The following is a 25,375-nucleotide window of genomic DNA, read 5'->3' as shown; positions in this document are numbered from 1 at the left end:
TCCAAAAAGACCTTACGAGGCGTGTGGAACGAGCGGTATGAAGGCAGGTATGAACGGGGTTTTAAACTTTTCCACCTGGGATGGCTGGTGGTTGGAAGGAGGTATAGAAGGTGTAAACGGCTGGGGAATAGGTCCCAAACCTCACTGGCGTGACCTTTCAGAATCTACAGATGAGGAGGATCTTGAGGACATATACGGGAAACTCGCTTATGTGATCATACCTATGTATTACAAAAGTAAGGACGCGTGGGTCTTGATGATGGAAAACAGCATAGCCACTATAGGACCATTCTTTAACACACACAGGATGGTGAGCGAGTATATTAGTAAGATATACCAAATAGGATTGAGGTGAGAAAAATGAATAAAAAAGAACTTATAGCCCTTTTGCTGTACGATGTAGCTCTTGAGCACTCAGCTATAGTTCAGTATCTTTACCACATATTCCTCATAACGGACAAAAATATAACTGAAGAAGTAGAAGTTATAGCAAGACAGGAAATGAGGCATCTAAAGTGGTTTGCTCAGAAGGTGGTAAAGCTGGGAGGTCAAGTGGTCCTAAATAGACTTGAAGACATGATAGTGGTTGGAGGTCCAGATTGGGAAGATATGATGGCAAAAGATGTGGATGCGGAGCAGATGGCTATAGATACCTACACAAAACAGTTAGAAATAGTCAAGGACGATGATGTAAAGAAGCTTTTGGAAAGGGTCATAAAGGATGAGGAGGATCATAAAATAGAGTTTACTGAGCTTATGCAACTGGCAAAAGAGACCATACTTTTGGAGGGAGAAACGAAAAGAGCCGATCAGCAGACTCTTGACATGCTAAACAGATTTCTCAAAGAGGAGTATCAGACCATAATAAATTACCTTTACCAGTTTTTCCACACAAAAGACTGCGCTTACAGGGACATAATGCTTGACCTTGCCATAGAAAGCATGACTCACATGGGTAAGATAGGAGAAAAGATCGGGGAGTTTGGAGCTATGCCCGATATATCAGCGGACCTTTCACCTAAACCTCTCAAGGAACTTCAAAAGCAGGTTACTCAGGAGATAGAGTACGAACAAAGCACAAAAGAGGATTACAAAAAACAGATGGAGTCACTCAAAGATCCACAAATACAGAGACTTTTTACCTTTATAGAAAATCAGGAAGAGTATCATAAACACATGCTCATGGAGTTTTTCAAAACCATGAGGAGGTTGACCGTTGGAAACCTCAAGAGGGATACTTGATCTGGTAATAAACTCTTTTAGGGAAAGTGCGGACGTAAAGATAGCCTTTGTGGAAATGTATGCCCAACGGATAATTGAGGTGGGACAGCTTATTGCTCAGGCTCTAAGAGATGGTAACAAGCTACTTCTTTTTGGCAACGGAGGAAGTGCTGCGGATGCTCAGCACATAGCCGGAGAAATTGTGGGGAGGTTCAAAAAGGAAAGAAAGGCTCTTCCTGCAATAGCTTTAACTACAGATAGCTCCATACTTACCGCTGTGAGCAACGATTACGGTTTTGAGACGATCTTTGAAAGACAAGTGGAAGCTCTCTGTACACCGGGTGATGTAGTCATAGGTATAACGACATCAGGAGATTCGGAAAATGTGGTAAGGGGTCTCAAAAAAGCTCACGATCTTGGGGCTACGACCGTAGCCTTTACAGGTAAGAAAGGTGGTAAGGTTGTGGATATAGCTCACTACAGTTTTGTAGTCCCATCTTATGAAACACCGAGAATACAGGAATGCCACATAACCTTAGGGCATGTGCTTTGCCAAATAGTAGATATTTTCTTATGAAAAGAGCGCTTTTGTTCGTCAAAGACAGCGAAAAAGCTATAGAAACATCAAAAAAGGTTGAGGAGTTTTTAAAAAAGAGGGGTGTCTTCACGGAAGTGTTCATAAACCTAAGGGGAAGTAAGTGCAGGCTGAATCTTGAAGATAAGAACTTGCTTTTGGTAATAGGAGGTGATGGTACCTTTCTTGCGGGTGCGAGACTTGTGGCCAAATATCGCGTGCCTATTCTCGGTATAAACGAAGGGCGGTTCGGTTTTCTTACAGAAGTGGAAAAGGAGTACGCCTTTGAAGTACTTGATTTAGCACTCAAAGATCAAATAAAACTACAAAAGAGGATGATGATCTCAGCATACCTCAAAAGAGGAAAAATAAGGCATTTTCTGGGTGATTACCTCAACGATGTGGTAGTATCAAAAAGCACCATAGCGCGAATGCTTGAGCTTGACGCTTATACTGAAGGCGAGTTTATGATGAGGATCTTTGGGGATGGTGTTATAGTATCAACACCTACGGGTTCAACCGCATACGCGCTGTCCGCCGGAGGACCCATCGTCTACCCCCTATCCGAAAATCTTCTTTTTGTTCCTATATGCCCTCACACCCTTTCCAACAGACCTCTCGTACTTCCCAGCAATTTTGAGATAAAGCTTATAAACCTCTCCCCAGATGGTATGGCTTTTTTGACCCTTGACGGTCAAAAGGGTATGTCACTAAAAAAAGGCGATCAGGTAATAATAAAAAAATCAAAATACTATTGTCTTATGTATCCAAATCCGAAAAGGAGCTTTTTTGAGATACTCAAGGAGAAGTTAAAATGGGGATAGACTTTGAGAATGCGCTGGCTTTTCGATTCAAAGATGGTAAATTACAACCCATATTACAGCCACATATCCCAGATTTTGAAACGTTACTACACATAGACAAACAAAAGGAGGAACTCAGAAAGAATACCCTTAAACTCGTTAAAGGTCTTCCGGCACACGATGCACTTCTTTGGGGAGATAGAGGAACCGGTAAATCTTCGCTGGTAAAATCCATGCTCGGATTGTTTGGCAAAGATGGACTCAGAATGGTACAGATATACCAGATGGACATAATACACATATCCGATCTGTATGAGCTACTAAGAGGCACTCAAAAAAAGTTCATACTTTTCTTTGATGACCTGTCCTTTGAGCATCATGATGAGCAGGTTAATATACTAAAATCTCTTTTGGATGGTGACGTTGAGGAGAGACCTCCCAACGTGGTTGTTTATGTTACATCAAACAGAAGAAACCTCATGGAGGAAAGTGAACGTGAAGAGAAATTTCCCGAAGAAGGGCGTATCCAGGTGGTTTCTTTGGTAGAACGGTTTGGAATAAGGCTCGGCTTTTTCTCTTTTGGAAAGAGGGAGTATCTTGATATAGTAAAAAATTACGTAAAAATAAAAGGTCTGAGTATAAACGAAGAAGAACTTACACAAAGGGCATTAAAGTGGGCAAGCCAAAGACAAGGCTTTTCTGGTAGGACAGCTTACCAATTTGTGAGAGATCTTGAAGGTGAGCTGATGTTAAAATCATACAAATGGCTACCCTAATAACTCTTGTAAGGTTTTTGTTAACATTTCCCGCTTTTTACGCAGTCTTAGAAGAAAATAAAGCTTTTTCTTCTTTTCTCATACTTATAGGAGCTTTATCTGATCTGCTTGATGGTAGCGTGGCAAGAAAAAACAGGAAGGAAAGCAAGTGGGGTATACTCCTTGATCCCATGGTTGATAAAGTCTTTTTTCTTTCGGTACTTTCCGCCTTCCTATACTTACATGAGGTACCACCTTTACCCTTCCTTCTCATACTGATCAGGGAACTTTTAGTGTCTTTCTTGAGGAGTATTTCCGTGGAGAAGGGCTATATTATGCAAGCATCCTATCTGGGAAAAACTAAAGCCTTCTTTGAGTTTTTGAGTATATTCCTACTTTCACTTGGCTACAGCGTGGGTATTTGGACACTTTGGATAGCGATAATTTTCGGTTATACATCCATGTACGATTATCTGCTAAAATATACAACCTTTGAGAGGAGGTAGAAAATGTTTAAGGTGTTAATCACTGACCCCATCTCAGAAAAGGGAATTGAGCTACTCACGAGGGAGCCAGACATTGAGGTGGACAACCAACCTGACATATCTTATGAAGAGCTTTTGGAGATAGTTAAGCAATACGACGCCATAATAACAAGGAGTAGAACACCCGTGACAGCGGAACTCATAGATAGGGGGGAAAATCTCAAAGTTATCGGAAGGGCAGGTGTAGGAGTGGACAATGTAGATATAGAGAGAGCCTCACTTAGGGGTATTTTGGTGATAAACACGCCTGGAGCCAACACCATAGGCGCTACAGAACTCACTATAAATCACATGCTTAGCGTAATGAGAAACGCTCATATAGCCCATCAGTCCATACTTGATGGGAGATGGGACAGGAAGAAGTTTATGGGTAGGGAGCTGTACGGCAAAATCCTCGGCATAATAGGTTTGGGAAACATAGGATCTCAAGTTGCTATTAGGGCAAAAGCATTCGGCATGAAAGTTATGGCTTACGATCCCTACATACCGAGAGAAAAGGCTGAGAGGCTTGGTGTAAAGCTCTTAGACAATCTCCACGATATGTTAAGGCAGGTAGATGTTTTGACAATACACGCACCTCTCACCCACGAAACAAAAAACATGATAACCAGAAAAGAGTTTGAGTTAATGAAGGATGGCGCTGTACTTATAAATTGTGCACGGGGAGGCATAGTAAACGATGAGGATCTCATCTGGGCTTTGGAAACAGGGAAGATCTCAGGAGTTGGGCTTGATGTGTTTTCAAAAGAGCCTCCACCTGTAGAGTTTATAGAGAGACTCAAAAAGTTTCCCAACGTATCTTTGAGTCCTCATATAGGGGCTAACACTTACGAATCACAGGAGAATGTGGCGGTCATAGTAGCACAACAAGTAATAAAAGCTCTCAGGGGTATGACTGTTGAGTACGTTGTAAATGCACCTTTTCCGGATCTTTCCGTACTTACGCTCATAAAACCTCACATTGACCTTGCGGAAAAGATGGGAAGGTTTTTGGTTCAGTGGGCTGAGGAAGGCATAAGGGAGGTTCATATAGAGGTAAGGGGAGATATAGCACAACACTTTCATCCTATATCTTCTGCAGTTCTTATGGGTATACTTCGTGAAGTAGTAGATTTTCCTGTCAATATAATAAATGCCTCTTATGTGGCAAAAGATAGAGGTATAAAGGTGGAGGAGGTAATGTCTGAAGAAGTTGAGGATTTCAAACATTACATAAAGGCGGTAGTAAGATCGGATAGCTCAGAAAGAACTGTTGCAGGATCCGTGCTTGAAGGTCACATACCGAGGATATTCAGAATAGACAACTACAGAGTGGATGTGGAACCTGAGGGTATAATGCTTATCTTTGAAAATAAGGATGTACCTGGAGTTATAGGGAAAGTGGGATCTGTACTCGGTATGGCGGGAGTGAACATAGCTGGCTTCAGGTTGGGAAGAGAAAAGAGAGGTGGAATAGCTCTTGGTATCTTAAATCTGGACGATCCTGTTCCTGAAAAGGTGCTTGAAGAACTCTCAAAGATTCCCGAAATACTTTTTGTTAAGCAGGTTATTGTGTAAAAAATTTTAGCAGAAAGTAGATCAACACAGCAAAGCTAACACACAAAGCACAAGCTATCACAAATCTGACAAAAAGATTCATAGGAGTATAATTTATTCCCTGAGGTAGGCATGAGTAAAAGACCCGTTATGCTGATAGATTTGGACAGATGTATAGGGTGTCTGTCTTGCGAAATTGCTTGCAAGCAGGAAAAAGGCATAGAAAACTTCAATATAAAACCTATGAAGGTATTTAGAATGGAGGGACTTTCAGACAGTCCAGATGCCTTCTTTCTTCCCATGAACTGCTTTCATTGTGAGCCCGCACCGTGCGTTTTTGCATGCCCTACATCAGCCATGAAGAAAAGGCAAGATGGCATAGTTTACGTTCAAGAGATGCTCTGTATAGGTTGTAAGGCATGCATAATAGCCTGTCCCTACGGTGCTATAACTTTTAATCCCAACACCATGAAGGTAGAAAAGTGTGACTACTGTTACAAAAGGATAGATGCTGGGCTTTTACCTTCCTGCGTTTCTAAGTGTGTAACTAACTGTCTGTATTTTGTTCAGGTAGAGGAGATACCCAAAGAGCGTCACATAAGCAAAAGGACAAATTCGGAACTTCTTTTTAAACTCTTTGAGTGGAGAGAACCATCATCCCTATGCGTGTCAAGTTCAGAATAGTCATTTACAAGGATGGAGTGAAGCTCAAAAAGATGGACCTTGAGGGCAAAAAGGATGCCTTTTCTGTAGGTGTAAGATACATACTTGAGTTTAAGTATTTGGAATCTACAAAATGGCTCATGCTTGCGGAAGACTCTTACGAGAAGTATCTTTTGCTTGGGCTTGTTAATATGGCTTTGGGTCAGGAGCTTCAAGCAAGGGAGTTTCTGCAGGAGGCTGAAAAATATCCCAAAAAGACTCTATACACTATTAAAGTGGAAAATCCTCAGGTTACCTTATAATAATACGCATGGAGCTTGGATCCGTGATTAAAAAAAACTCCACAAAGCTTCTCCTCATAGTTCTTGATGGTCTTGGAGGACTCCCGGTAGAGAACAATAGTACGGAGCTTGAAATTGCAAAAACTCCTAATCTTGACAAGCTTGCAAGAATATCCGCTTTAGGCATGCATATACCTGTTGATGTTGGTATTACTCCAGGTAGCGGTCCGGGTCATCTGGGTATATTTGGTTACGATCCTGTAAAGTACCAGATAGGCAGAGGTATTTTAGAGGCTTTAGGTTTGGGACTTGAGGTAAAAGACACGGACATAGCCATAAGGGGAAATTACGCAACCGTTGAGAGGCAAAATGGGAAGATCATAGTAAAGGACAGGAGGGCTGGAAGGATCTCCACAGATGAAAATAGAAGAATAACTCAGAAGCTTGCCAGAGCTGTCCAAAAAATAGATGATGTGGAACTTATCCTATCGCCAGGTATGGAACACAGGTTTGCTCTGATTTTAAGGTTCCCATATCCTCTTCCTGAAGGGAGCGAACAGATTGGGGATACGGATCCCCAGAGGGAAGGGTATGAACCTATAACACCTTACGGCAAAAATGAATCTTCTGAAAAGGTTGCCAAAGTAGTGAGGAAGTTTTTGGCTATAACTGAAAATGTATTAAAAGATGAGCCAAGAGCTAATTACGTCCTTCTTAGGGGGTTTTCTCAAAAGCCAAAGATAGAGAGTTTTTTAGAAAGGTTTGGCCTCAAAGCTTGTGCTATAGCTACTTATCCAATGTATAGAGGACTTGCCAGTTTGGTGGGCATGGACGTTATAAAACTTGAAGGTTCAAGCATAAAAGATGAACTCAAAGCTCTGAAGGATGTCTGGGAAAATTATGACTACTTTTTTCTTCACATAAAGAAAACGGACTCTTACGGAGAGGATGGAAACTGGAGGGGGAAGGTGGAAGTTATAGAGGAGTTCGATAGCCTTCTACCCGAGTTTCTGAGCCTAAAGCCCGATGTCCTTGTAATAACAGGGGATCACTCAACACCTTCGGTGCTTAAAGGACACTCATGGCATCCCGTACCCGTACTTTTGCACTCTCCATACGTTTTGGGAGGTACTTGTGAACGCTTCACAGAGAGAGAGTGCCTGAAGGGAGAGCTTGGAATGTTTCCTGCTGAGAAGCTTATGAATTTAATGCTTGCACATTCATTGAGACTTGCCAAGTATGGAGCTTAAATTAGATTGAAAAACAGGAGGTTTTTATGAGAACTCATAGCCTTGATTACATAAAGGATAAGGTGCTTGAAGGAGAGAGGATAAGTCCAGAAGAGGCTCTTTCTCTATTTGAAGCCGATCTCGGACTTTTGGGCTTTTTAGCAAACGAGGTAAGAAAGCGCTTCCATCCCGAAGGCATAGTTACTTTTGTAATAGACAGGAACGTAAATTACACAAATATATGCGTTGCTGGATGTAAGTTCTGCGCCTTTCAGAGGAAGGTAGGATCACCGGAGGGCTATCTTTTAGATAAAGAGGAAGTACTCAGAAAGGTTCAAGAACTCGTAGATTGGGGAGGGACAACTCTTTTGATGCAGGGTGGACTAAACCCTGAACTACCTATAGAATACTACGAAGATCTTATAAGTACAATAAAAGGACGCTTTCCTCAGGTTCAGATACACTCCTTTTCTGCACCAGAGATCGTATATCTTTCCAAGCTTGAAAGAATGAGTATAAAAGATGTCCTTAAAAGACTTAAAAAAGCAGGACTCGATTCACTCCCGGGTGGCGGTGCTGAAATCTTATCCTCAGATGTGAGGAACTTTTTGAGTCCGGGAAAATGCACAGTAGAGCAGTGGGAAGAGGTACACAGGACAGCTCACGAACTTGGTATGACCTCAACAGCCACTATGATGTTTGGACACGTAGAAAAGCCTCACCATATAGTGGAGCATTTTGAGAGAATAAGGCGCATACAGGACCAGACGGGAGGCTTTACCGCTTTTATACCTTGGACTTTCAAAAAGGGTAACACCCAACTGGATCACCTTGAGGAAGCTTCCGTTATTTATTACCTTAAGGTTCTTGCACTTTCAAGACTATACCTTGACAACTTTAGAAACATACAAAGCTCTCATGTAACACAAACTATGCAGGTGGGTACTGTAGGACTGCATTTTGGAGCGAACGATATGGGAAGCGTGATGATAGAAGAAAATGTCATCTCCTCAACCTCGTATAGAGTAAACATCCCCAAGGTAGAAGATATGATAGATGCCATAAGGTCGGCTGGCTTTGTACCAGCTCAGAGAGACACTTACTATAGAATACTTAAAGTTTTCGCGTGAGACTTTTTTGTCTTCACGGCTGGGGTTTTTCTTCAAAGGTCTTTGAGGGTTTGGACTGTTTTAGCCTTGATCTTCCAGCTCATGGAAGGTCTAATTTGATTTACAGGGATCTTGAGAGCCTTGCTAAGGATATAGCGATGAGGATACCTTCCGAAAATGTTCTCCTCGGATGGTCTATGGGTGGTAGTTTAGCTATACTTACCGCATTGCGATTTCCCAATAAGGTAAAAGGGCTTATTCTTATAGGTACTACGCCTTGTTTTGGAACATCTTGGAATGAGAAAAATATAAGGGCTTTCCTTTTGAGACTCAGAAAAGAAGGTCACAGTTTCGTGAAACATTTCAGAAAGATGGCTCATTGGCAGGATTTTGAGGATAGTATTGAACTGAGTACCGCTTATAAGATGCTTGAAGATTACATAAACCTTGACCTAACGTATCTTCTGCCTTATATCAGGCAAAGGACGGTAATACTGCAAGGTGAAGAAGATAAGATAGTACCTTTTAAGTCTGGATTGGCACTTTACAACCTGATAAAGGGATCTAAATTTATTACATTCACAGGAGGTCACTTTCCGAGAGGATATGAGTATCTTATCCCTAAAATTCTCAAGAGCTTTTAAAACATATGACGATTGGGCCTTACCCCAAAAAACAAGCGCAGACGTACTTGTGAGTATGAGAACGGATTGTGGACTTGCCCTTGATGTGGGATGCGGTACTGGATTTGCAAGTAGAGGATTAAAAAACGTTATAGGTATAGACATATCAAAAGGCATGGCAAATATATATAAGGAGCGTTTTGGCAAGGTGATTCTTGGGAAGGCTGAGGCGCTACCCTTCAAGGACAGAAAGTTTGATCTTGTAATAAGCAACTTCTCCCTTCATTGGACAGATATAAGAAGAAGTATACCCGAAGCATTAAGAGTCTCTAAAAAGCAGGTATTACTTGCTTTGCCGGTGGAGGGAAGTCTAAGAGAGTTTGGCTTTCCCTTCCCACGTGAGGGCGAGATCATCAACCTTTTGAAGGATGTTAAGGTTCTGGATCGCTTCATCTTAGATATTGAAGTACCTTTTAGAGGCTGGGACCTTATCAGATTCTTCCACTATACGGGGACATCCTTTAACCCTTTAAAAGGGGGTGTTATAATGTCAAAAAAGAGGTTGGAGGATATGATATCACGTATTGACACACCGTATTTTAGTGTGTTATTCTTGTCCTGTGAGGTAAAAGTATGAGGAGGTTAAAAATGCTCTTCCTTTCATCCTTAGTTTTGGCATCCTTTCTTCTTTTCACCGGCTGTAAAGCTCAGAAGGTTCAGGCACAAATGGAGCGCTCAGACAGCACGCCCTTGGTGAAAAGTGACCTACTTTCTGAGTTTCAAAACGAACTTACTCAAATAGTGGACAAGGTCTCGCCTTCCGTAGTTACCATCTTTGCAACTCAGGAAGTTCAGATGCAGAATCCCTTTGGTGAAGAGTTCCCTTTTCCTTTCCCTTTCCAGATGCCTCCCCAAGAAAGGAGGTCTTTAGGCTCAGGTGTCATTATAGATTATAAAAGCGATAAGTTTTACATACTAACCAACAATCATGTGGTGCAGAACGCGAAAGCTATAAAGGTGAGATTTGATGAACACACAGAAAAGAGGGGTAGGATAGTTGGGACGGATCCAAAAACGGACATAGCGGTTGTGGAAGTTGACGCAAAGGGTATAAGCGATCCACAGCAAAGGGTAGCAAGGCTTGGAGATTCTGACAAATTAAAAGTTGGACAGCTCGTTATAGCCATAGGCAATCCTTATGGGCTTGAGAGGACGGTAACTATGGGTGTAATATCGGCTCTAAAAAGATCCATAGGTGTTACGCAGTATGAAAGCTTTATTCAAACGGATGCACCCATAAACCCTGGAAACTCCGGCGGACCTCTTGTGAACATAAGAGGTGAGGTGATAGGTATAAATACCGCTATAGTGGCTGAGGGTCAAGGACTTGGCTTTGCCATACCTATAAACTTAGCCAAATGGGTAGCCGATCAACTCATAGCCAAAGGCAAAGTCACGAGGGGCTGGCTTGGGGTAGTTATACAGGAAGTAACACCTGATATGGCAGAAACCCTGGGAGTAAAAGAAGGTGTAATAATAGCTCAGGTCATGCCTTCAAGCCCAGCCGAGAAGGCAGGACTGAAAGTTGGGGATGTCGTCATAGCTATAAATGATGAGAAGGTGAGTAGCGTAAGAGATCTTCAGCTTAAGGTGATGAAAACACCCCCGGGTAAAGAAATAACACTGACAATAGTAAGAAACGGAAAAGAGGAGAAGATAAGAGTTAAGGTAGAAGCCATGCCTGAAGAAGTTAAGATATCTCAGGCAGGACCGGAAGCTCAGGATATAGGATTAGTGCTTAGGGATATGACTCCAGATGAAGAAAGACGTGCAGGCGTGAAGGGTGTATATGTAAGCGGAGTTGTGCCAGGAAGTCTCGCTTATCAGAGTGGAATAAGACCGGGAGATATAATAATCAGTGTCAACAACAGAGCTGTTGGAACAAAATCTGAACTTATGCAAGCTATAGACAGTGCGAGAAGGTTGGGAAGAGATAAAGTGCTTCTTCTCATAAGAAGGGGAGATACAAACCTTTATATTGTGTTAAATCTGAGGTAAAGTTATGATACCTGATACGGAACAGGAACTTATAAATCAGTACCTTAAGAAGGTTGCAAAGATACCCCTCTTGACACCCGAAGAAGAAAAGGAAATTGCAAAACGTGCAAAAGAAGGTGATCAGGAAGCATTCAGGAAGCTCGTGGAATCTAATCTAAGGTTCGTCATAAACATAGCTAAGCAGTACTTAGGTTACGGACTACCCCTTTCTGAGCTTATAGCAGCAGGAAATCATGGTCTCATTGAAGCTGCGAAGAGATTTGATCCTGACAGAGGCGTAAAATTCATATCCTATGCAGTCTGGTGGATAAGACAGGCTATTATGCAAGCACTCTCTCAACAGACAGGTGCTGTAAGAATACCCTTAAAGCAGGCACACGTAATAAACAGGATAGGTAGTATATACAGCAGGCTTTTCAGAGAGTTGGAGAGAGAACCTACTCCTGAAGAAGTTGCGGAGGAGTACTCAAAAGAGATTATATCCAGAGAGCTTGAAAGGGAACTTGAAAGAAAGCCTACCAAGGAGGAAATAGAGGAAAGGTTTAAAAAGGAGGGCTTTAAAATAAGTCCGGAGGAGGTAGAAAGGTGTCTTCAGGTATGTAGGATTCCGCTGTCTTTAGATGCACCAGTAGGTGAAAACGAAGACACTTTCTTCGTTGACTTTTTAAGTCAGCATGGAACTGCAGATGTTGAAGAGAGGATCATCACGGAGGTGCTTGAGAAGGAAATAGGTGACATGTTGGACAGATTACCCGAAAAGGAAAGGAGAGTTATAGAGCTTCGCTTTGGTCTACGGGGAGAAGAGCCAAGAACACTAAGGGAGATAGGGGACATACTCAACATTTCAAGAGAAAGGGTCAGGCAGTTGGAAACGAGAGCCTTGAGAAAGCTTAGAAACATGGCTATGAAAAGGCATCTAAAAGATTTTCTCAGCTGATGATCCCTTCCGTACTTCTGGTGGATAAACCTAAAGGTTTGACTTCTTCTAAGATCGTAGAAAACTTGAGAAAAAGGTTTAAAGTCAAGGCTGGGCATACAGGTACTTTGGACCCAATGGCTACAGGACTCTTGATCCTTTTGCTGAACGAAGCTACACGGTACGCTGAGTTTTTCATCAGACTTCCCAAAGAGTATGTAGCTGTTGCAAAACTCGGCGAGATAAGGGACACTTACGATGCAGAGGGTAAGGTGCTTGAGAAAATACAGGTAAATGCATCCTGCGAAGATGTGAAGAAAGTTCTCAAGAGCTTTCTGGGAAAAATTTCCCAACTGCCACCACCTTACTCAGCGAAGAGGGTAGAAGGCAGAAGAGCCTATGATCTTGCAAGAAGAGGTATAAAAGTGAATCTAAAAAGTGTGGAAGTAGAAGTTTTTAAAGCTGAGCTGTTGGAGTGTAAAATACCCCAACTGAAACTCCTATTTTGCGTATCTTCGGGTACTTACATAAGAAGCTTAGTAAATGATATAGGTTTAAAACTTGGCTGTGGTGCTTATGTAGAGGAGTTGAGGAGAATAAAAATAGGATCTTTTGATGTCAATATGGCTATAGCATACGAAAGATTGATGAGTATTACCGATATATATGGGGTGGCGATACCTATCTGGGAAGCCCTCAATTTTTTACCTGCGGTAAGACTTGATGTTAGGAATGCGGAAAGGATAAAAAAGGGTTTACCCGTGACTCTACTTTCCTGCTCTGAAAGAAGAACCTTTGTAAGGCTCTTTGATGATGAAAAGTTTATCGGTGTAGGCGTGGCAGATGGTAAGTGGCTTAAAGCATACAGACTGCTTCCTCAAACTTGAGCTTTGAGTTTTTCATCTATATCATGTTCTATAAGTGCCTGTATGATCCAGTCCAGCTTTCCCTCAAGTATGTCCTGAAGTCTGTAGAGGGTGAGATTTATCCTGTGATCCGTTACCCTGCCTTGAGGAAAGTTATATGTCCTTATCTTCTCGCTTCTTTCACCGGTACCTACCTGCATCTTTCTCTCCTTAGCTATTTCCTCCTCTTTTTGCCTCTCATAATAATCCTTTAACCTCGCGTAAAGTATTTTGAGAGCCTTTTGCTTATTCTGGAACTGAGATCTTTCGTCCTGACAAGCAACACTTATACCGGTAGGTATATGAGTAACTCTTACAGCAGTTTCAGTAGTGTTTACGTACTGCCCACCTGCACCACTTGCCCTGAAGGTTTCTATTTTGAGATCCTGCGGATTTATCTCAAGTTCCGTCTCGTCCACCTCCGGAAGGACAGCCACCGTTGCTGTAGATGTGTGTATTCTTCCACCCGATTCGGTGCGCGGAATTCTCTGTACCCTGTGTACACCGCTTTCGTACTTGAGCCTTGAATAAGCTCCTTGTCCTTCTATCAGCGCTATAACTTCCTTAAATCCTCCTAAACCGGTCCTGTTAGCGCTAAGTATGCTAAATTTCCAACCCTTTTCCTCCGCATATTTTTGGTACATATTCAAAAGGTCGGCTACGAAAAGGGCAGCTTCTTCGCCACCTACCCCCGCCCTTATTTCAAGGATCACGTTTTTTGTATCCCTCTCGTCCTTAGGTAGCATAAGTATCCTAAGCTTCCTTTCTGCTTGCTGTGCTTCCTTTTCAAGCCTCCTTATCTCTTCTTTGGCAAGCTCTTCAAATTCACCAGACTTTAGGAGTTCTTTAGCTCCAGCTATGTCTTTTTGTATCTTCTTATACTTTCTGTATGCTTCCACAACTTCACCAATATCCTTAAGCTCCTTGCTAAGCTTAGCAAACTGCGACCTATCCTGTATAATCTCGTGAGAACTCAGCTTATTTTGTATTTCTTCGTATCTTCTTTCTAAAGCCTGTAGCTTCTTTTCTAACTCCGCAGGGAGCATCACCCCTCTTTTGCGCTTCCCACCAGCTCAAGGTAAAAAGGTTTTATCCTAAGTTTCCCAGTATAAAAAGGATGACACATATTGCATGCCTCAAGGTAAACAGTACCACCTTTAGTGGAAAGCAGAGTAAAGGTGTTTCCGCATCCACACACGAAGGTTGTAGTTTTAAGCTCAGGATGAATTCCCTTTTTCATTCCTTTACCTCCGTAAACCTATTAATATATATCAACTCCTTCAATCTTTCAACCGCTTTATCTATAGCCTGCGTATTTGTGCCTCCCCCCTGAGCAAGATCGTCCCTTCCTCCTCCTCCTCCTCCTATTACCATACCCACTTCCTTTATCATCTCTTTTGCAGAAAACTTGGATGTCAAACTTTTGGAAATTGCCAGTAGGGTTGATATTTTACCTTCCCTCTTACTCACAAAGAATACTACACAATTTTGGCAGGAATTTCTTATAATGTCCGCCATAACCCTCAGATCTTCCGCATTTGTATCTTCAAATACGCCCCAATAGATTTTTACGCCGTTCACTTCCTCTTCCTTAAGGTCCTTTCTTATCCTCTCTCTAATGAAAAGCTCTTTAAGTCTTGAAAGTTCTTTCTCTTTTTCTTTAATCTGTCTTTCCAACCTCTCTATCGCATCGTGAAGTTCATCCTGTTTTACTCCAAGTTTTGCACTAAGTTCTTGGATCGTTCTGTGTTCCAAAAAGGCATGCTCTACAGCCCATCTCCCTGTTTTTGCAACTATCCTCCTTACCCCTGCACCCACGGAAGATTCAGATACGATTTTAAAGTATCCTATATCTCCCGTTCTATTGACGTGAGTGCCACCGCAAAGTTCCTTTGAAACTTCACCTACCGTTATAACCCTTACCCTATCAGAGTATTTTTCTTCAAATATGGCTATAGCTCCCTCTTTTATAGCGCGCTCGTATTCCGTTTCTTGTGTTGTAACTTCATAATTTTTGCGTATGTGATCATTTACAAGCTCTTCCACTTTAGCCAGCTCCTCCCAACTTAAAGCCTCATAGTGAGTAAAATCAAAGCGCAGATATTCGTTGCTTACCAGAGATCCCGCCTGTCTGACATGATCACCAAGAAGATGCCTCAGGGCTGAATGAAGAAGGTGTGTTGCGGTATGATTCCTCTTTATGTCCTCTCTCCTCTCTATATCTATTATCGCATTTACCTCATCCGAAACCTTTATACTGCCCTTTATGAGCTTTCCTATATGTAACACAACCCCATCTACAGGTGATTGGGTGTCTTCCACCACAAAGTAGGCGTCATCACCTTTTATAATACCTCTATCACCTACTTGCCCACCTCTTTCAGCATAGAAGGGTGTTTTTTCAAGCACTATCTCCCCTTCCTGCCCTTCTTTAAGCTCAGTTATTAGCTCGCCGTTTCTTAAAATGGCTGTTACTCTTGTCTTTGCCTCGTATTGGGTATACCCAACAAACTGGGTAGTCTTTCCTATATCTTTGAGGTGTTGATAGACAGGTTTTACTTCCTTTGAAGATACTTTAAAGTGTTTTCTTGCCTTTTGCCTTTGGATCTCCATCTCTTCTTTAAATCCTTCCATGTCTATGGAAAGCCCCTTCTCCCGCGCTATGTCTTCGAGCATGTCCAAAGGAAAGCCATACGTGTCGTAAAGGGTAAATACTTGAGAACCACTTATAAACTTTCTGCCTTCACGGAGAGCTTCCTGAAGTACTTCTTCAACAAAGGGTAGGGCATTCTGAAAAGTATTTAGAAACCTCTCTTCCTCAGCTTTCAGTATGCCCTTTACAAAGGATGCGCTGTTTTCAAGCTCCGGGTATGCCTTCTTCATGAGCCGAACAACAAGATCAACACCTCTGTAAAGGAAAGGCTCCTTTATGCCAAGTTTGTAAGCGTACCTTAGCGCTCTCCTCAGTATTCTTCTTATCACATAGCCCCTTCCTACATTGGAAAGCAAAACGCCGTCGGATACGGCAAAAGTAACAGCTCTCAGATGATCCGCTATGACCCTTAAAGCAACATCAGTTTCAAAGCTTTCACCGTAAGCCTTTCCAGAAAGTTCCTCACCAAAAGTTATAAGGGGTCTTATGATGTCTATCTCGTAATTGGTTTTGGTACCTTGAAGGACACTCGCTATACGTTCAAGTCCCATACCAGTATCTATGTTGGGTTTGGGAAGAGGGGTCAAAGTCCCATCTGGATTTTTGCTATACTGCATGAACACCAGATTCCATATTTCTAAGTATCTTTCCCCTCCTTCAAGACCCTCTCCTCTATCGTAATGTATCTCCGAAGAAGGTCCGCACGGACCTGTCTCTCCCATCTGCCAAAAGTTATCCTCTTCTCCCATTTTCCATATGCGCTCTTCGGGGATACCTATGTGATCCCTCCATATGCTGTATGCCTCTTCGTCATCTTTAAAAACTGTTATGTAGAGTTTCTCACACGGAAGTTTTAGTCTTTGAGTCACAAATTCCCAAGCGTATTCTATAGCTTCTTTTTTGAAGTAATCACCGAAAGAGAAATTACCGAGCATTTCAAAAAATGTGTGATGTCTTGATGTGTAACCTACACTTTCAAGATCGTTATGCTTGCCTGAAACCCTAAGGCACTTCTGACAAGAAACAGCCCTTGTGTAAGGTCTCCTCTCTATACCTAAGAATACATTTTTGAAAGGTACCATACCGGCATTTACAAAGAGCAGTGTGGGATCGGACTCAGGAACCAAGGATGCACTCCTTACCCTTGTGTGTCCCTTCTGTTCAAAAAAGCTCAAAAAAAGCTCTCTGATCTCATCCGTAGAAAACATGGTTATTAATTATAAGATATGTCTTTACGTCACCCTAAGCACAACCTTACCAAAGTGTTTGGATGCTTCCAAATATTCGTGGGCATGATGTGCTTCTTTTAAATCAAATATCTTATCCACAACCGGTTTTAAGAGTCCTCTCTCAAAAAGCTCACTGATCTTAAAAAGATCTGCACCCACACCCATGTAAGTGCCACAAAGCTCTATCTCTCTCACAAACACGTATCTTATATCTACCTGTGTGTTGCTTCCCGTTGTGGTTCCAAAAAAGACTAACTTTCCTCCCTTTTTGAGGCATTCTACACTCTTGCGAAAGGTTTTTTCACCTACGTGATCCATAACGAGATCCACACCTTCCCTGAATGCTTCTCTTACTTTACTCACTACGTCCTCCTCGTAATGATTTATCACCATATCAGCTCCAAGTTCCCTGCATCTTTTGGCTTTTTCTGCATTACCTGCGGTAGTTATAACAAAGGCTCCCATGAGCTTGGCTATCTGTATACCTGCCACACCCACTCCTGATGATCCTGCCCATATGAGTACTCTGCTATAAGGTTTTATGTTCCCCTTTCTTACGAGAGCATTCCATACGGTGAGAAAAGTAAGTGGATAGCTTGATGCTTCTTCAAAACTCAAATTCTTTGGTTTTGGAACTACATTTCTTGCATGCACTTTCACATACTCCGCATAGCCACCCTTTGTCTTAAGACCAAGAATGTCATAATACCTGCAGAGGTTATCCCTTCCAGAAAGGCACTCGTAACATACGCCACATGACAGCCCGGGGGACAAAACAACTTCATCGCCTTCCCTTACGTTTCTGACAAGACTTCCCACCTTTTCCACCACACCGCTCACATCGGAACCGAGTATGTGTGGGAGATCAGGCTTTACTGCAAGTGCTCCCATTCTTACCCATATGTCAAGATGGTTAAGGGCTACAGCCTTTACTCTTACAAGCACTTCATCTTCTTTTATTTCAGGTCTCGGGAAATCTTCCACGTACTCAAGATTTTCTACACCACCGAAGGATCTAAGTATAACAGCTCTCATAGTGTTATCATTATAACTGATGAGAGTCTTGATAAAGATAGGTTCTAACTTGATACAGACTCAGGATGGAGATATAGACCTTTCTTTCCTTTCAAAGCTTGCAAGAGAGATAAAGACCATCAAAAGGGATGGAGGCGAGGTACTTCTGGTTTCCTCAGGTGCTGTACTCTGCGGTGCTAAAAAGCTCGGTATAAAGGAAAAACCAAAACAGCTCGTTCTAAAGCAAGCACTTGCTGGAGTAGGCCAAGCATACCTTATGCATGTGTACGACGTAGTATTTTCCAATTACGGACTTATCCCCGCACAGGTACTTTTGACTTCTGACGTATTTAAAGAGAAGGCGAAGTTTTATAACAGCAAGAACTCTATTGAAGAGATGCTTAAACTCGGTGTGGTTCCCGTTATAAACGAGAATGATACCGTCGCAGTTTCTGAGCTTGTCTTTGGAGATAACGACTTTCTTGCTGTGCATACAGCTTTTATGATGGATGCGGAGCTTCTCGTGTTTTTATCTACAGCAGGAGGGCTTAGGGATCACGAAGACAAAATAGTGTCTTACATTGAGGATGTAGATAAAGCTTTTAGCTTCATAAAAAGCATAAGTTCCGAGTTTGGTACGGGAGGGATGTTTAGCAAGCTATTTGCGACGAAACTTGCCCTCAGTCTTGGAATGCATGTGATCATTACAGGCAAAGAGGATAGCCTTCTTGATATCATACATCTGAAAACTTCTGGCACATACTTCAAACCTTCTCCAAAACCCCTCAAGCACAGGAAGAAAGTAATAGCTATGATGGAAGAGCCAAAAGGTATCATTTATATAGATGAAGGCGCATACAGAGCTTTAAAAGAAGGTAAAAGTCTTTTGCCAGCTGGAATAGTGAAGGTGGAAGGTATGTTTGGAAAGGGTGACACTGTAAGCATATACTTACAAGATGGTTATTTAGTGGGAAAAGGCAAAGTCAATTTTTCCTCCAATGAGCTTCTTCGGGTGTTGAGAAAGAAAGGAGAAGAAGTCAAAAACATTCTGAAAACTACAAAAGAGGAAGCGGTACATAGAGACAATCTGGTGATTTTTTAAAGGTATCCAGCCTCAACGCCTATACAGGCGTTCCACACTATACGCACCTTATCTCTGTATTTTTCTATAACTTCCAAATTTTCACAGCCAGGTTGAAGCCATACACATCCTGCACCTACTTTAATCGCTTCCTCAAGTATGGGTTCTATATGAGCCGGATTCCTGAATACATTTACTATATCAATTTTTTCCGGTATGTCCAGCATAGAAGGTAGTACCTTAATTCCCAGTATTTCCTGACCTGCGTACTTAGGATTTACAAAGTAGACTTTGTGAAGGCCTCTGCTCAGAAGCCTCTCGCTTACGTAGTAGGATGGTCTTTCGGGATCCGGTGATATACCTATCACTACAACGGTTTTTGATCTTTTCAAAACTTCCAAAGCATCATCTTTATGGGGATGATGAAGTTCTTTCATGTTTATCATTTTAACACTTTTGGGCGTTCATTTCCATTCTCTTTACAATTTGAAGTGGTCAAAGCCTTCAGGATGCATAAGTTCTCCATTGAGATAAACACCCGTTCCTTCCTCAACATCTCCTATGATCGTCATATCAAGGAATGGGTTGTATCTGTCTTTTGGATGTGTAAACAGTAGCTGATAATCTTCTCCACCGCTTAATGCGTATTGTGTAGGATCTTTACCATGCTTTTTACAAAAGAGATAAAGTTCTTGGGAGATGGGTATCTTATCCTTTTTTATTGAGAGCCTTACCCTGCTCATATTTGATATATGCCATGCATCTGAAGAAAGTCCGTCACTCAAATCTATACAAGCGTTAGCATACTTGCTTATATGCTTTATGTAATCTATCCTCGCTGTGGGTCTTGTGTGCCTCTCTATGAGTTTTAACTCAAATTCCTCATAATGTTTTTTTTCAAAAAGTAAAAGTTCAAGCCCTGCTTTGGCATCTCCAAGTGTACCACTAACGTAAAGCTTATCACCGGGCCTGGCACCTGCTCTTGAAACAAATCTTTCTGCTTTACCCATCATAAACACATCTATGCTTATTTTTTCAGACTTGGCGAGATTTCCTCCCACAACCTGGCAACCGTAAAACTCACACGCGGTTTTTATACCGCTATAGAGAGCGTCCACGTATGATACCTCCAAATCGGGTAATGCAAGAGAGACCAGAGCGTAAAGCGGTGTGCCACCGCTGGAAACCACATCGCTTACGTTGATACTTATGACCTTCCAGCCGATGGCTTGTGGCGGATAAAACCTCTTGAAATGCCTGTCTTCGATCATGCTATCCGTTGTAAGAAGGAAAGTTTTGCTGTCTATCTGGATAGGTGCGGTATCGTCACCTATGAGTGGTGAAGAAAGTATGTTTTTCAAACGCTCAATGAGTCCAAATTCTCCTATCTGTGATATCCTCATTCGGAAAAGATCTGCCCCTCTAAGGGTTGCACGAGAACGCCCTGATCCTGTATGAACTTGATAGCACGCTCTATCTCTTCAGATTCTCCATCCAGCTCAACTGTGAGAATACCAGTATCCTTAGTGACCTTTGCAGTCCTTATGTTTACACTAACATCAAAGTTCTTACACACCATACAAAGAATAGGCTCTTTTACCTTTTCCTCAGGATATATAAGCTGTAACCTTACTAAGTTCATGCAGGTATTATAAAACATCTCAATCTCCTAAATGTAGAGCAGTTGTAGAATCCCATCGTGCTATGTGAAGCAAAAGCCAAGGTATGAGTCTATTCTTTATAAAATCCGAAATTTCTTCGGCTCTTTTGTTTTTCTTCCAACTGTCTCTGAGAGCATTTACTTCTTTTCTCATGCTATCGTGTTCAGCCTTATGCATCGGATATGCAAAAAAATCTCCTTCTCTCATAAGCTCCTCTTCCGTTGAAAAATGCTCTTCAATGTCATAAAGCAAAAGTTCCATCATCTGATCAATCTTCACCATGTCATTTTCCTCACAAGCCTTGTAAAGCTCGTTGATGATCTCTACTTCATCTTCATGAAGGGCGTTCATTATGGAGTTTGCCACTTGAGGTAAGTCAGTTTTTTTCATTATCATGTCTTTGCCTCCTTCAGTTTTTAATTTTAAGTAAATATATACTTAGATTTTTCGTAAAGCATGATAACTATCAGACAAGCTAAAATAAATGTTATGTTCAGGAAAGTTTTGATAGCCAATAGAGGTGAGGTAGCCCTTAGGATAATAAGGGCTTGTAAAGAACTTGGCATTAGAACTGTTGCCATATATTCAGAAGCGGATGCCAGATCTTTGTACGTTAAAAAAGCCGACGAGTCTTACCTTATACCGGGAGATCCTATATGGGCTTACTTGGACTACGTGAGGATTGTGGATCTAGCCAAGTCTGTAGGCGCAGATGCCATACATCCGGGTTACGGATTTCTCGCGGAAAGTGCAGACTTTGCAAGATTCTGTCAAAGAAGGGGTATAACCTTCATAGGACCAAAGCCGGAACACATAGAGATGTTTGGGGATAAAGTTAAAGCCAAAAGGATAGTAAAAGATCTTGGGCTTCCAACCGTCCCTGGTGTAGATGAGCCTCTGAGAGATCCGCAAGATGCTCTGCATTATGCCAAAGAAATAGGTTTTCCCGTAATGTTAAAGTCCGCCTACGGAGGTGGTGGTAGGGGTATGCGGGTTGTAAAAAGGGAGGATGACCTTCCAGGGCTTTTTGAGTCGGCTTATAGAGAGGCTGAAACCTTCTTTGGAAAAGGTGATCTCTTTATAGAGAAGTATCTGGAAAACCCAAAACACATAGAGGTGCAAATTCTGGGAGATAAGTATGGAAATGTGGTTCATCTGGGTGAGAGGGACTGTTCTATACAGAGAAAACACCAAAAGGTACTTGAAGTTACACCTTGCCCGGTTTTGCCGAAAGAAATGAGGAACAAAATGCTCGGACTTTCCGTACGTGCTATGATGCAGGTGGGTTATGAAAGTGCAGGTACACTTGAGTTTCTTGCGGATATACAAAAAGGCGAGTTTTATTTTATAGAGATGAATACGAGGCTTCAGGTAGAACACACCATAACAGAAATGGTTTCCGGTGTTGATATAGTAGAAAACATGATTAGAGTGGCTTCGGGAGAAGCTCTTCCCTTTACACAAAGTGATATAACTTTCAGAGGTTACGCCATTGAGTTTAGGATAAATGCGGAAGATCCAAAGAGAAACTTCGCTCCTGCACCGGGTAAGATCACGGCTTACTACTCACCGGGTGGTCCGGGAGTTAGAATGGATGCAGGTGTATATAAAGATTTTGTTATTCCGCCTTATTATGACTCAATGATCGCAAAGCTCAGTGTTTGGGCTCTCACATGGGACAGGGTGATAGCAAGGGCAAGAAGAGCCATAGACGAATTTATAGTTAGAGGTGTACCTACCAACATATCCCTTCACAGGGAGATAATAAGAGACCCAGACTTCATAAATGGATACTTCGGTATAAAGTTCCTTGAGGAAAAACTCCCTACATATGACTTTGAGATAGAGGATCAAAAGAATCCTGAAGACATAACTTTGGCTATTTCGGCTGCGATAGCCTCTTATTATGGGCTATAAGTTATGCTTCTTCCAGAGCTTTCAAAACCCAGTTTGTTTCTCACTTTCACCGTGTAAGTGGTTTTCCCCTCAGGAAGGGTGTCCTCATACATGTAGCTTTGCGTACTTCCCACCTCTTTACCATCTTTATAAATTACAAACTCTTTAAAAAGATCATCCGGAGTATAAGACCAGATAAGGTATATCTTATCTGATATGGTTTGATACTCAAGCCTCTCTACGTCCTTTATAGGTGGAACTTTTTTAGCTTCCACACAAAAGTTGTAAGGTTCACTCTCTACAGCATCCAATACGCCGGTAATAGCGTAACATCTTCTAAAGTAATCCCTGCTTATTCTGTATATACCCCTGAACTCTGCACCATTTAAGATATCTAACTTACCATCCGATAAGGGATAAAGCCTATAAGAAGGAAAGCCAGAAGCTTCAATGAGGAGATTGCTATCATTTTCTTTTAAGATTACAGCAGGCTTTTTTTGTATAGACTTTCCCACACAGAATTTGCCGCTCTTTCCACCTATCCTCCTGACGATAAAACAGAAGGCTTCTTTATCTTCTTTCATAAACCATCCATCTAACTTTTCAAAACCTTCCACTTGTATGTTACCTTGCAAGGATCTTACATAAACATTATCTCCCAATCTTCTTATTTCAACAAGAGGTTCAGGAAGCGGTTCAGGATTAGCTTTTATACCGCATGAAGACAAAATCAACAACACTAACAGATAGATCATATGAGAAATATTAACCTATTCCCGTCTCTTTCTCATATGGCCAAAGCAAAATACCTCCTGATAGGTTATAAGCTTCGTATCCCATATGTCTCAGGAAGTAAGTGGCAAAAGCGCTCCTTTCCCCACTTCTGCAGTAAATTATGTACCTTTTATCCTTAGGAAGATCCTTATAAGCGTAACGAAGCTCATCCAGAGGTATTAGTTTAGAGTTTGGTATCCTGACTTGTGCATGCTCCTGAGGCGTTCTCACATCAAGTAGCACCACCTGTTTATCTTCTTCAAGCATCTTTTTTGCTTCTTCGGAAGACACTTCAGGAACTTGGAACATGGTGAACCTCCTCGAACTATTGTCAAATAAAAATATTATAATATACATAAAATTCTATGCAAGGAGTTTAACACGTTTGGGTAAGAAGTCTTTGAAACCAGTTCCAATTTTTATTGACAAATCTACCCAAGCATACTATATTGCTCAGTATAAAGATGCATAGAGCCATTCAAGTCTCATGCCCTCTGACAAAAAGAAAAATAGACATTATCAAAAAATTGCTCATAGAATACAGAAAAACAGCAAAAGAAATAGCCAGTTATCAGTGGTTTCTATTTTTTAACACAGGCTATTTCAACAGAAAGGCAAATATAAAACATATAAGGTCTAACTTGTCAGAGAGATACAAATACACCATTCAATACCATGTGGTAGTACCTGTTTTGGAAAGCTTTATTTCCAATATCAAAAACAGATTTTCTGAAATTGTCAAAAGCTCTAACCTGCCAGAAAAAACTAAGAGGGTTTTGTTATACCTGAACAAAAACAACGAATGGCTCATAAGAAAGTCTGAAAAAGCTGTTTATGTGGATTATAGAAACAAGACTGTTTTTGAATATGAGATAACAGAGGAAGAAAGGCTGTTAGTCAAAAAGGTCTTCAAGCATTTACTGAACAAATGGAGAAAACCAAAGTTTAAAAAAGTCTCTCTCATACTTGACAGTAAGACTGCCCTGATAGAAGAGCCAGAGAAAGCCACACATTTTGACAGATGGATAAGACTATCTACACTTGAGAAAGGAAAACCCATTTATTTGCCTGTCAAATTTCATGACTACTTTGAGAAAAGAGGAAGAAAAACAACAAATTTAGTTCAGATAGGAGAAGATGGCACTTTAAGGATAGTAAAAGAGGTAGAACCAAAGAAGATAGAAGGAAATGAAGTAATAGCCTTGGACTTTGGACTGAGGAACTTTTTAACAAGTTCAAAAGGAGATATGTTTGGAAGAAGGCTATATGAGAAGGTTAAAGAATATGCGGAGAAGATAGACAGATTGCAAAGAAACCTGCAAAGGCAGGGAATAAAGCCAGCAGAGAGCAAGAGGTTTGTAAGGCTTACAGAAAGGCTGTCTGCATTTATAAAGAATGAAGTAAGAAGGATAATAAACAAGATTGTAAAGCTTTATAATCCGAAAATGATAGTCATAGAGAACCTCAAGAGCCTTTATAAGAAGTTTTTGTTAGAGTATCCGAAAGCTGTAAAGCGGGTTATTGTAAGATACGGCTATGGTGAGCTAAAGAGGAAGCTACAGGAGATAGGAGAGGAATACGGTATAGAAGTCATAGAAGTTAATCCAGCCTATAGCTCACAGACATGTAGTTCATGTGGTTATGTGGATAAGGAGAACAGGAAAACACAGGAAAAATTTGAATGCAGGTTATGTGGATACAAAGCCAATGCTGATGTGAATGGAGCGAAAAATCTGGTAAGCCGTGCTTACCGGGTAAGTAGCTCCAGATTACACAGCATTGACAAAGCCCTTGCTAAACAGATAGAGGAGTTCATAAAAAATCTGTTTAGCGAGCGGTATAAGTGCCT

Annotated in this window: 29 protein-coding genes; 19 read left to right on the top strand and 10 right to left on the bottom strand. The window is 41.4% G+C overall.

All coding sequences use genetic code 11. The features are described from left to right. The 16 genes from ABWK04_08125 to truB all read left to right on the top strand — a co-directional run. The coding region (locus ABWK04_08125; GenBank protein MEZ0361839.1) for an alpha-glucan family phosphorylase at positions 1 to 355 on the top strand (355 nt) is incomplete at its 5' end. 5 nt (positions 356 to 360) lie between these two features. Continuing rightward, on the top strand, positions 361 to 1,242 hold the full coding sequence (locus ABWK04_08120; protein ID MEZ0361838.1) for a ferritin-like domain-containing protein: 882 nt from the start codon (positions 361 to 363) through the stop codon (positions 1,240 to 1,242). Beyond that, on the top strand, positions 1,235 to 1,798 hold the full coding sequence (locus ABWK04_08115) for a D-sedoheptulose 7-phosphate isomerase (GenBank protein ID MEZ0361837.1): 564 nt from the start codon (positions 1,235 to 1,237) through the stop codon (positions 1,796 to 1,798). The genes ABWK04_08120 and ABWK04_08115 overlap by 8 nt, the downstream gene beginning before the upstream one ends. Then, positions 1,795 to 2,619: an NAD(+)/NADH kinase gene (locus ABWK04_08110; protein MEZ0361836.1), complete on the top strand. Its 825-nt coding sequence runs from the start codon at positions 1,795 to 1,797 to the stop codon at positions 2,617 to 2,619. The genes ABWK04_08115 and ABWK04_08110 overlap by 4 nt, the downstream gene beginning before the upstream one ends. Continuing rightward, positions 2,610 to 3,374: an ATP-binding protein gene (locus ABWK04_08105; GenBank protein ID MEZ0361835.1), complete on the top strand. Its 765-nt coding sequence runs from the start codon at positions 2,610 to 2,612 to the stop codon at positions 3,372 to 3,374. The genes ABWK04_08110 and ABWK04_08105 overlap by 10 nt, the downstream gene beginning before the upstream one ends. Next, the gene (locus ABWK04_08100; GenBank protein MEZ0361834.1) at positions 3,362 to 3,859 is read left to right on the top strand and encodes a CDP-alcohol phosphatidyltransferase family protein; all 498 of its coding nucleotides are present in this window, start codon (positions 3,362 to 3,364) and stop codon (positions 3,857 to 3,859) included. The genes ABWK04_08105 and ABWK04_08100 overlap by 13 nt, the downstream gene beginning before the upstream one ends. 3 nt (positions 3,860 to 3,862) lie before the next feature. Continuing rightward, positions 3,863 to 5,455, top strand: coding sequence for a phosphoglycerate dehydrogenase (serA, locus tag ABWK04_08095; protein ID MEZ0361833.1), 1,593 nt, complete (start codon positions 3,863 to 3,865; stop codon positions 5,453 to 5,455). 111 nt (positions 5,456 to 5,566) lie between these two features. Beyond that, positions 5,567 to 6,118, top strand: coding sequence for a 4Fe-4S dicluster domain-containing protein (locus ABWK04_08090; GenBank protein MEZ0361832.1), 552 nt, complete (start codon positions 5,567 to 5,569; stop codon positions 6,116 to 6,118). Beyond that, positions 6,097 to 6,399 (top strand): hypothetical protein, encoded by a 303-nt coding sequence (locus ABWK04_08085; protein MEZ0361831.1) that lies wholly within the window; start codon positions 6,097 to 6,099, stop codon positions 6,397 to 6,399. Before ABWK04_08090 ends, ABWK04_08085 begins: the two co-directional genes overlap by 22 nt. 8 nt (positions 6,400 to 6,407) lie before the next feature. Next, the gene (locus ABWK04_08080) at positions 6,408 to 7,628 is read left to right on the top strand and encodes a 2,3-bisphosphoglycerate-independent phosphoglycerate mutase (protein MEZ0361830.1); all 1,221 of its coding nucleotides are present in this window, start codon (positions 6,408 to 6,410) and stop codon (positions 7,626 to 7,628) included. Positions 7,629 to 7,654: 26 nt separating this feature from the next. Then, on the top strand, positions 7,655 to 8,737 hold the full coding sequence (mqnC, locus tag ABWK04_08075) for a cyclic dehypoxanthinyl futalosine synthase (protein MEZ0361829.1): 1,083 nt from the start codon (positions 7,655 to 7,657) through the stop codon (positions 8,735 to 8,737). After that, positions 8,734 to 9,360 carry an alpha/beta fold hydrolase gene (locus tag ABWK04_08070; GenBank protein ID MEZ0361828.1) on the top strand — a complete coding sequence of 209 codons (627 nt, stop codon included), beginning with the start codon at positions 8,734 to 8,736 and terminating at the stop codon, positions 9,358 to 9,360. Before mqnC ends, ABWK04_08070 begins: the two co-directional genes overlap by 4 nt. Next, complete coding sequence (locus ABWK04_08065; GenBank protein ID MEZ0361827.1) at positions 9,323 to 9,976, top strand: methyltransferase domain-containing protein; 654 nt, start codon at positions 9,323 to 9,325, stop codon at positions 9,974 to 9,976. The genes ABWK04_08070 and ABWK04_08065 overlap by 38 nt, the downstream gene beginning before the upstream one ends. Next, positions 9,973 to 11,397 carry a Do family serine endopeptidase gene (locus ABWK04_08060; GenBank protein MEZ0361826.1) on the top strand — a complete coding sequence of 475 codons (1,425 nt, stop codon included), beginning with the start codon at positions 9,973 to 9,975 and terminating at the stop codon, positions 11,395 to 11,397. The genes ABWK04_08065 and ABWK04_08060 overlap by 4 nt, the downstream gene beginning before the upstream one ends. A 4-nt stretch (positions 11,398 to 11,401) precedes the next feature. Further along, entirely contained in the window at positions 11,402 to 12,334 is a 933-nt protein-coding gene (locus ABWK04_08055; GenBank protein MEZ0361825.1) for an RNA polymerase sigma factor RpoD/SigA, read from the top strand. Beyond that, on the top strand, positions 12,334 to 13,200 hold the full coding sequence (gene truB, locus ABWK04_08050; protein ID MEZ0361824.1) for a tRNA pseudouridine(55) synthase TruB: 867 nt from the start codon (positions 12,334 to 12,336) through the stop codon (positions 13,198 to 13,200). Before ABWK04_08055 ends, truB begins: the two co-directional genes overlap by 1 nt. Here the strand turns inward: truB and prfA are convergent. The 4 genes from prfA to ABWK04_08030 are packed head-to-tail and all read right to left on the bottom strand — an operon-like array spanning position 13,191 to position 18,135. Then, positions 13,191 to 14,264: a peptide chain release factor 1 gene (gene prfA / locus ABWK04_08045; protein ID MEZ0361823.1), complete on the bottom strand. Its 1,074-nt coding sequence runs from the start codon at positions 14,262 to 14,264 to the stop codon at positions 13,191 to 13,193. The two genes, truB and prfA, sit on opposite strands and share 10 nt — an antisense overlap. After that, on the bottom strand, positions 14,264 to 14,458 hold the full coding sequence (gene rpmE, locus ABWK04_08040) for a 50S ribosomal protein L31 (protein MEZ0361822.1): 195 nt from the start codon (positions 14,456 to 14,458) through the stop codon (positions 14,264 to 14,266). The genes prfA and rpmE overlap by 1 nt, the downstream gene beginning before the upstream one ends. Beyond that, on the bottom strand, positions 14,455 to 17,079 hold the full coding sequence (gene alaS / locus ABWK04_08035) for an alanine--tRNA ligase (protein ID MEZ0361821.1): 2,625 nt from the start codon (positions 17,077 to 17,079) through the stop codon (positions 14,455 to 14,457). Before alaS ends, rpmE begins: the two co-directional genes overlap by 4 nt. A 24-nt stretch (positions 17,080 to 17,103) precedes the next feature. After that, complete coding sequence (locus ABWK04_08030) at positions 17,104 to 18,135, bottom strand: zinc-binding dehydrogenase (protein ID MEZ0361820.1); 1,032 nt, start codon at positions 18,133 to 18,135, stop codon at positions 17,104 to 17,106. Between the two features lie 19 nt (positions 18,136 to 18,154). Here ABWK04_08030 and proB point away from each other — a divergent pair, with 19 nt between their 5' ends. Further along, positions 18,155 to 19,216, top strand: a complete 1,062-nt coding sequence (proB, locus tag ABWK04_08025) for a glutamate 5-kinase (GenBank protein ID MEZ0361819.1) — start codon at positions 18,155 to 18,157, stop codon at positions 19,214 to 19,216. Here the strand turns inward: proB and ABWK04_08020 are convergent. From ABWK04_08020 to ABWK04_08005, 4 genes are read right to left on the bottom strand one after another with little or no spacing between them, the layout of a single operon-like run. Continuing rightward, on the bottom strand, positions 19,213 to 19,632 hold the full coding sequence (locus ABWK04_08020; GenBank protein ID MEZ0361818.1) for a CoA-binding protein: 420 nt from the start codon (positions 19,630 to 19,632) through the stop codon (positions 19,213 to 19,215). The genes proB and ABWK04_08020 overlap by 4 nt on opposite strands. A 42-nt stretch (positions 19,633 to 19,674) precedes the next feature. Continuing rightward, positions 19,675 to 20,598, bottom strand: coding sequence for a thiamine-phosphate kinase (thiL, locus tag ABWK04_08015; protein ID MEZ0361817.1), 924 nt, complete (start codon positions 20,596 to 20,598; stop codon positions 19,675 to 19,677). Next, positions 20,595 to 20,837, bottom strand: coding sequence for an NIL domain-containing protein (locus ABWK04_08010; GenBank protein ID MEZ0361816.1), 243 nt, complete (start codon positions 20,835 to 20,837; stop codon positions 20,595 to 20,597). The genes thiL and ABWK04_08010 overlap by 4 nt, the downstream gene beginning before the upstream one ends. Positions 20,838 to 20,856: 19 nt before the next feature. Further along, positions 20,857 to 21,252 carry a hemerythrin family protein gene (locus ABWK04_08005; protein MEZ0361815.1) on the bottom strand — a complete coding sequence of 132 codons (396 nt, stop codon included), beginning with the start codon at positions 21,250 to 21,252 and terminating at the stop codon, positions 20,857 to 20,859. A 93-nt stretch (positions 21,253 to 21,345) separates the two neighbouring features. Here ABWK04_08005 and ABWK04_08000 point away from each other — a divergent pair, with 93 nt between their 5' ends. Further along, entirely contained in the window at positions 21,346 to 22,773 is a 1,428-nt protein-coding gene (locus ABWK04_08000) for an acetyl-CoA carboxylase biotin carboxylase subunit (protein ID MEZ0361814.1), read from the top strand. On the opposite strand, the gene ABWK04_07995 is transcribed toward ABWK04_08000, so the two are convergent. Together ABWK04_07995 and ABWK04_07990 are read right to left on the bottom strand one after the other, a co-directional pair. Beyond that, entirely contained in the window at positions 22,761 to 23,507 is a 747-nt protein-coding gene (locus ABWK04_07995; protein MEZ0361813.1) for a hypothetical protein, read from the bottom strand. The two genes, ABWK04_08000 and ABWK04_07995, sit on opposite strands and share 13 nt — an antisense overlap. Positions 23,508 to 23,517: 10 nt before the next feature. Further along, positions 23,518 to 23,835, bottom strand: a complete 318-nt coding sequence (locus ABWK04_07990; GenBank protein MEZ0361812.1) for a rhodanese-like domain-containing protein — start codon at positions 23,833 to 23,835, stop codon at positions 23,518 to 23,520. A 155-nt stretch (positions 23,836 to 23,990) separates the two neighbouring features. Here ABWK04_07990 and ABWK04_07985 point away from each other — a divergent pair. Further along, positions 23,991 to 25,375 (top strand): transposase (locus ABWK04_07985; GenBank protein ID MEZ0361811.1); only part of this gene is annotated, 1,385 nt, incomplete at its 3' end.

The sequence above is a fragment of the Hydrogenobacter sp. genome (assembly GCA_041287335.1).
GTDB lineage: Bacteria > Aquificota > Aquificia > Aquificales > Aquificaceae > Hydrogenobacter.
Note: the sequence above shows the minus strand (reverse complement) of the source record. Positions and strands in the feature narration are given on the sequence as shown.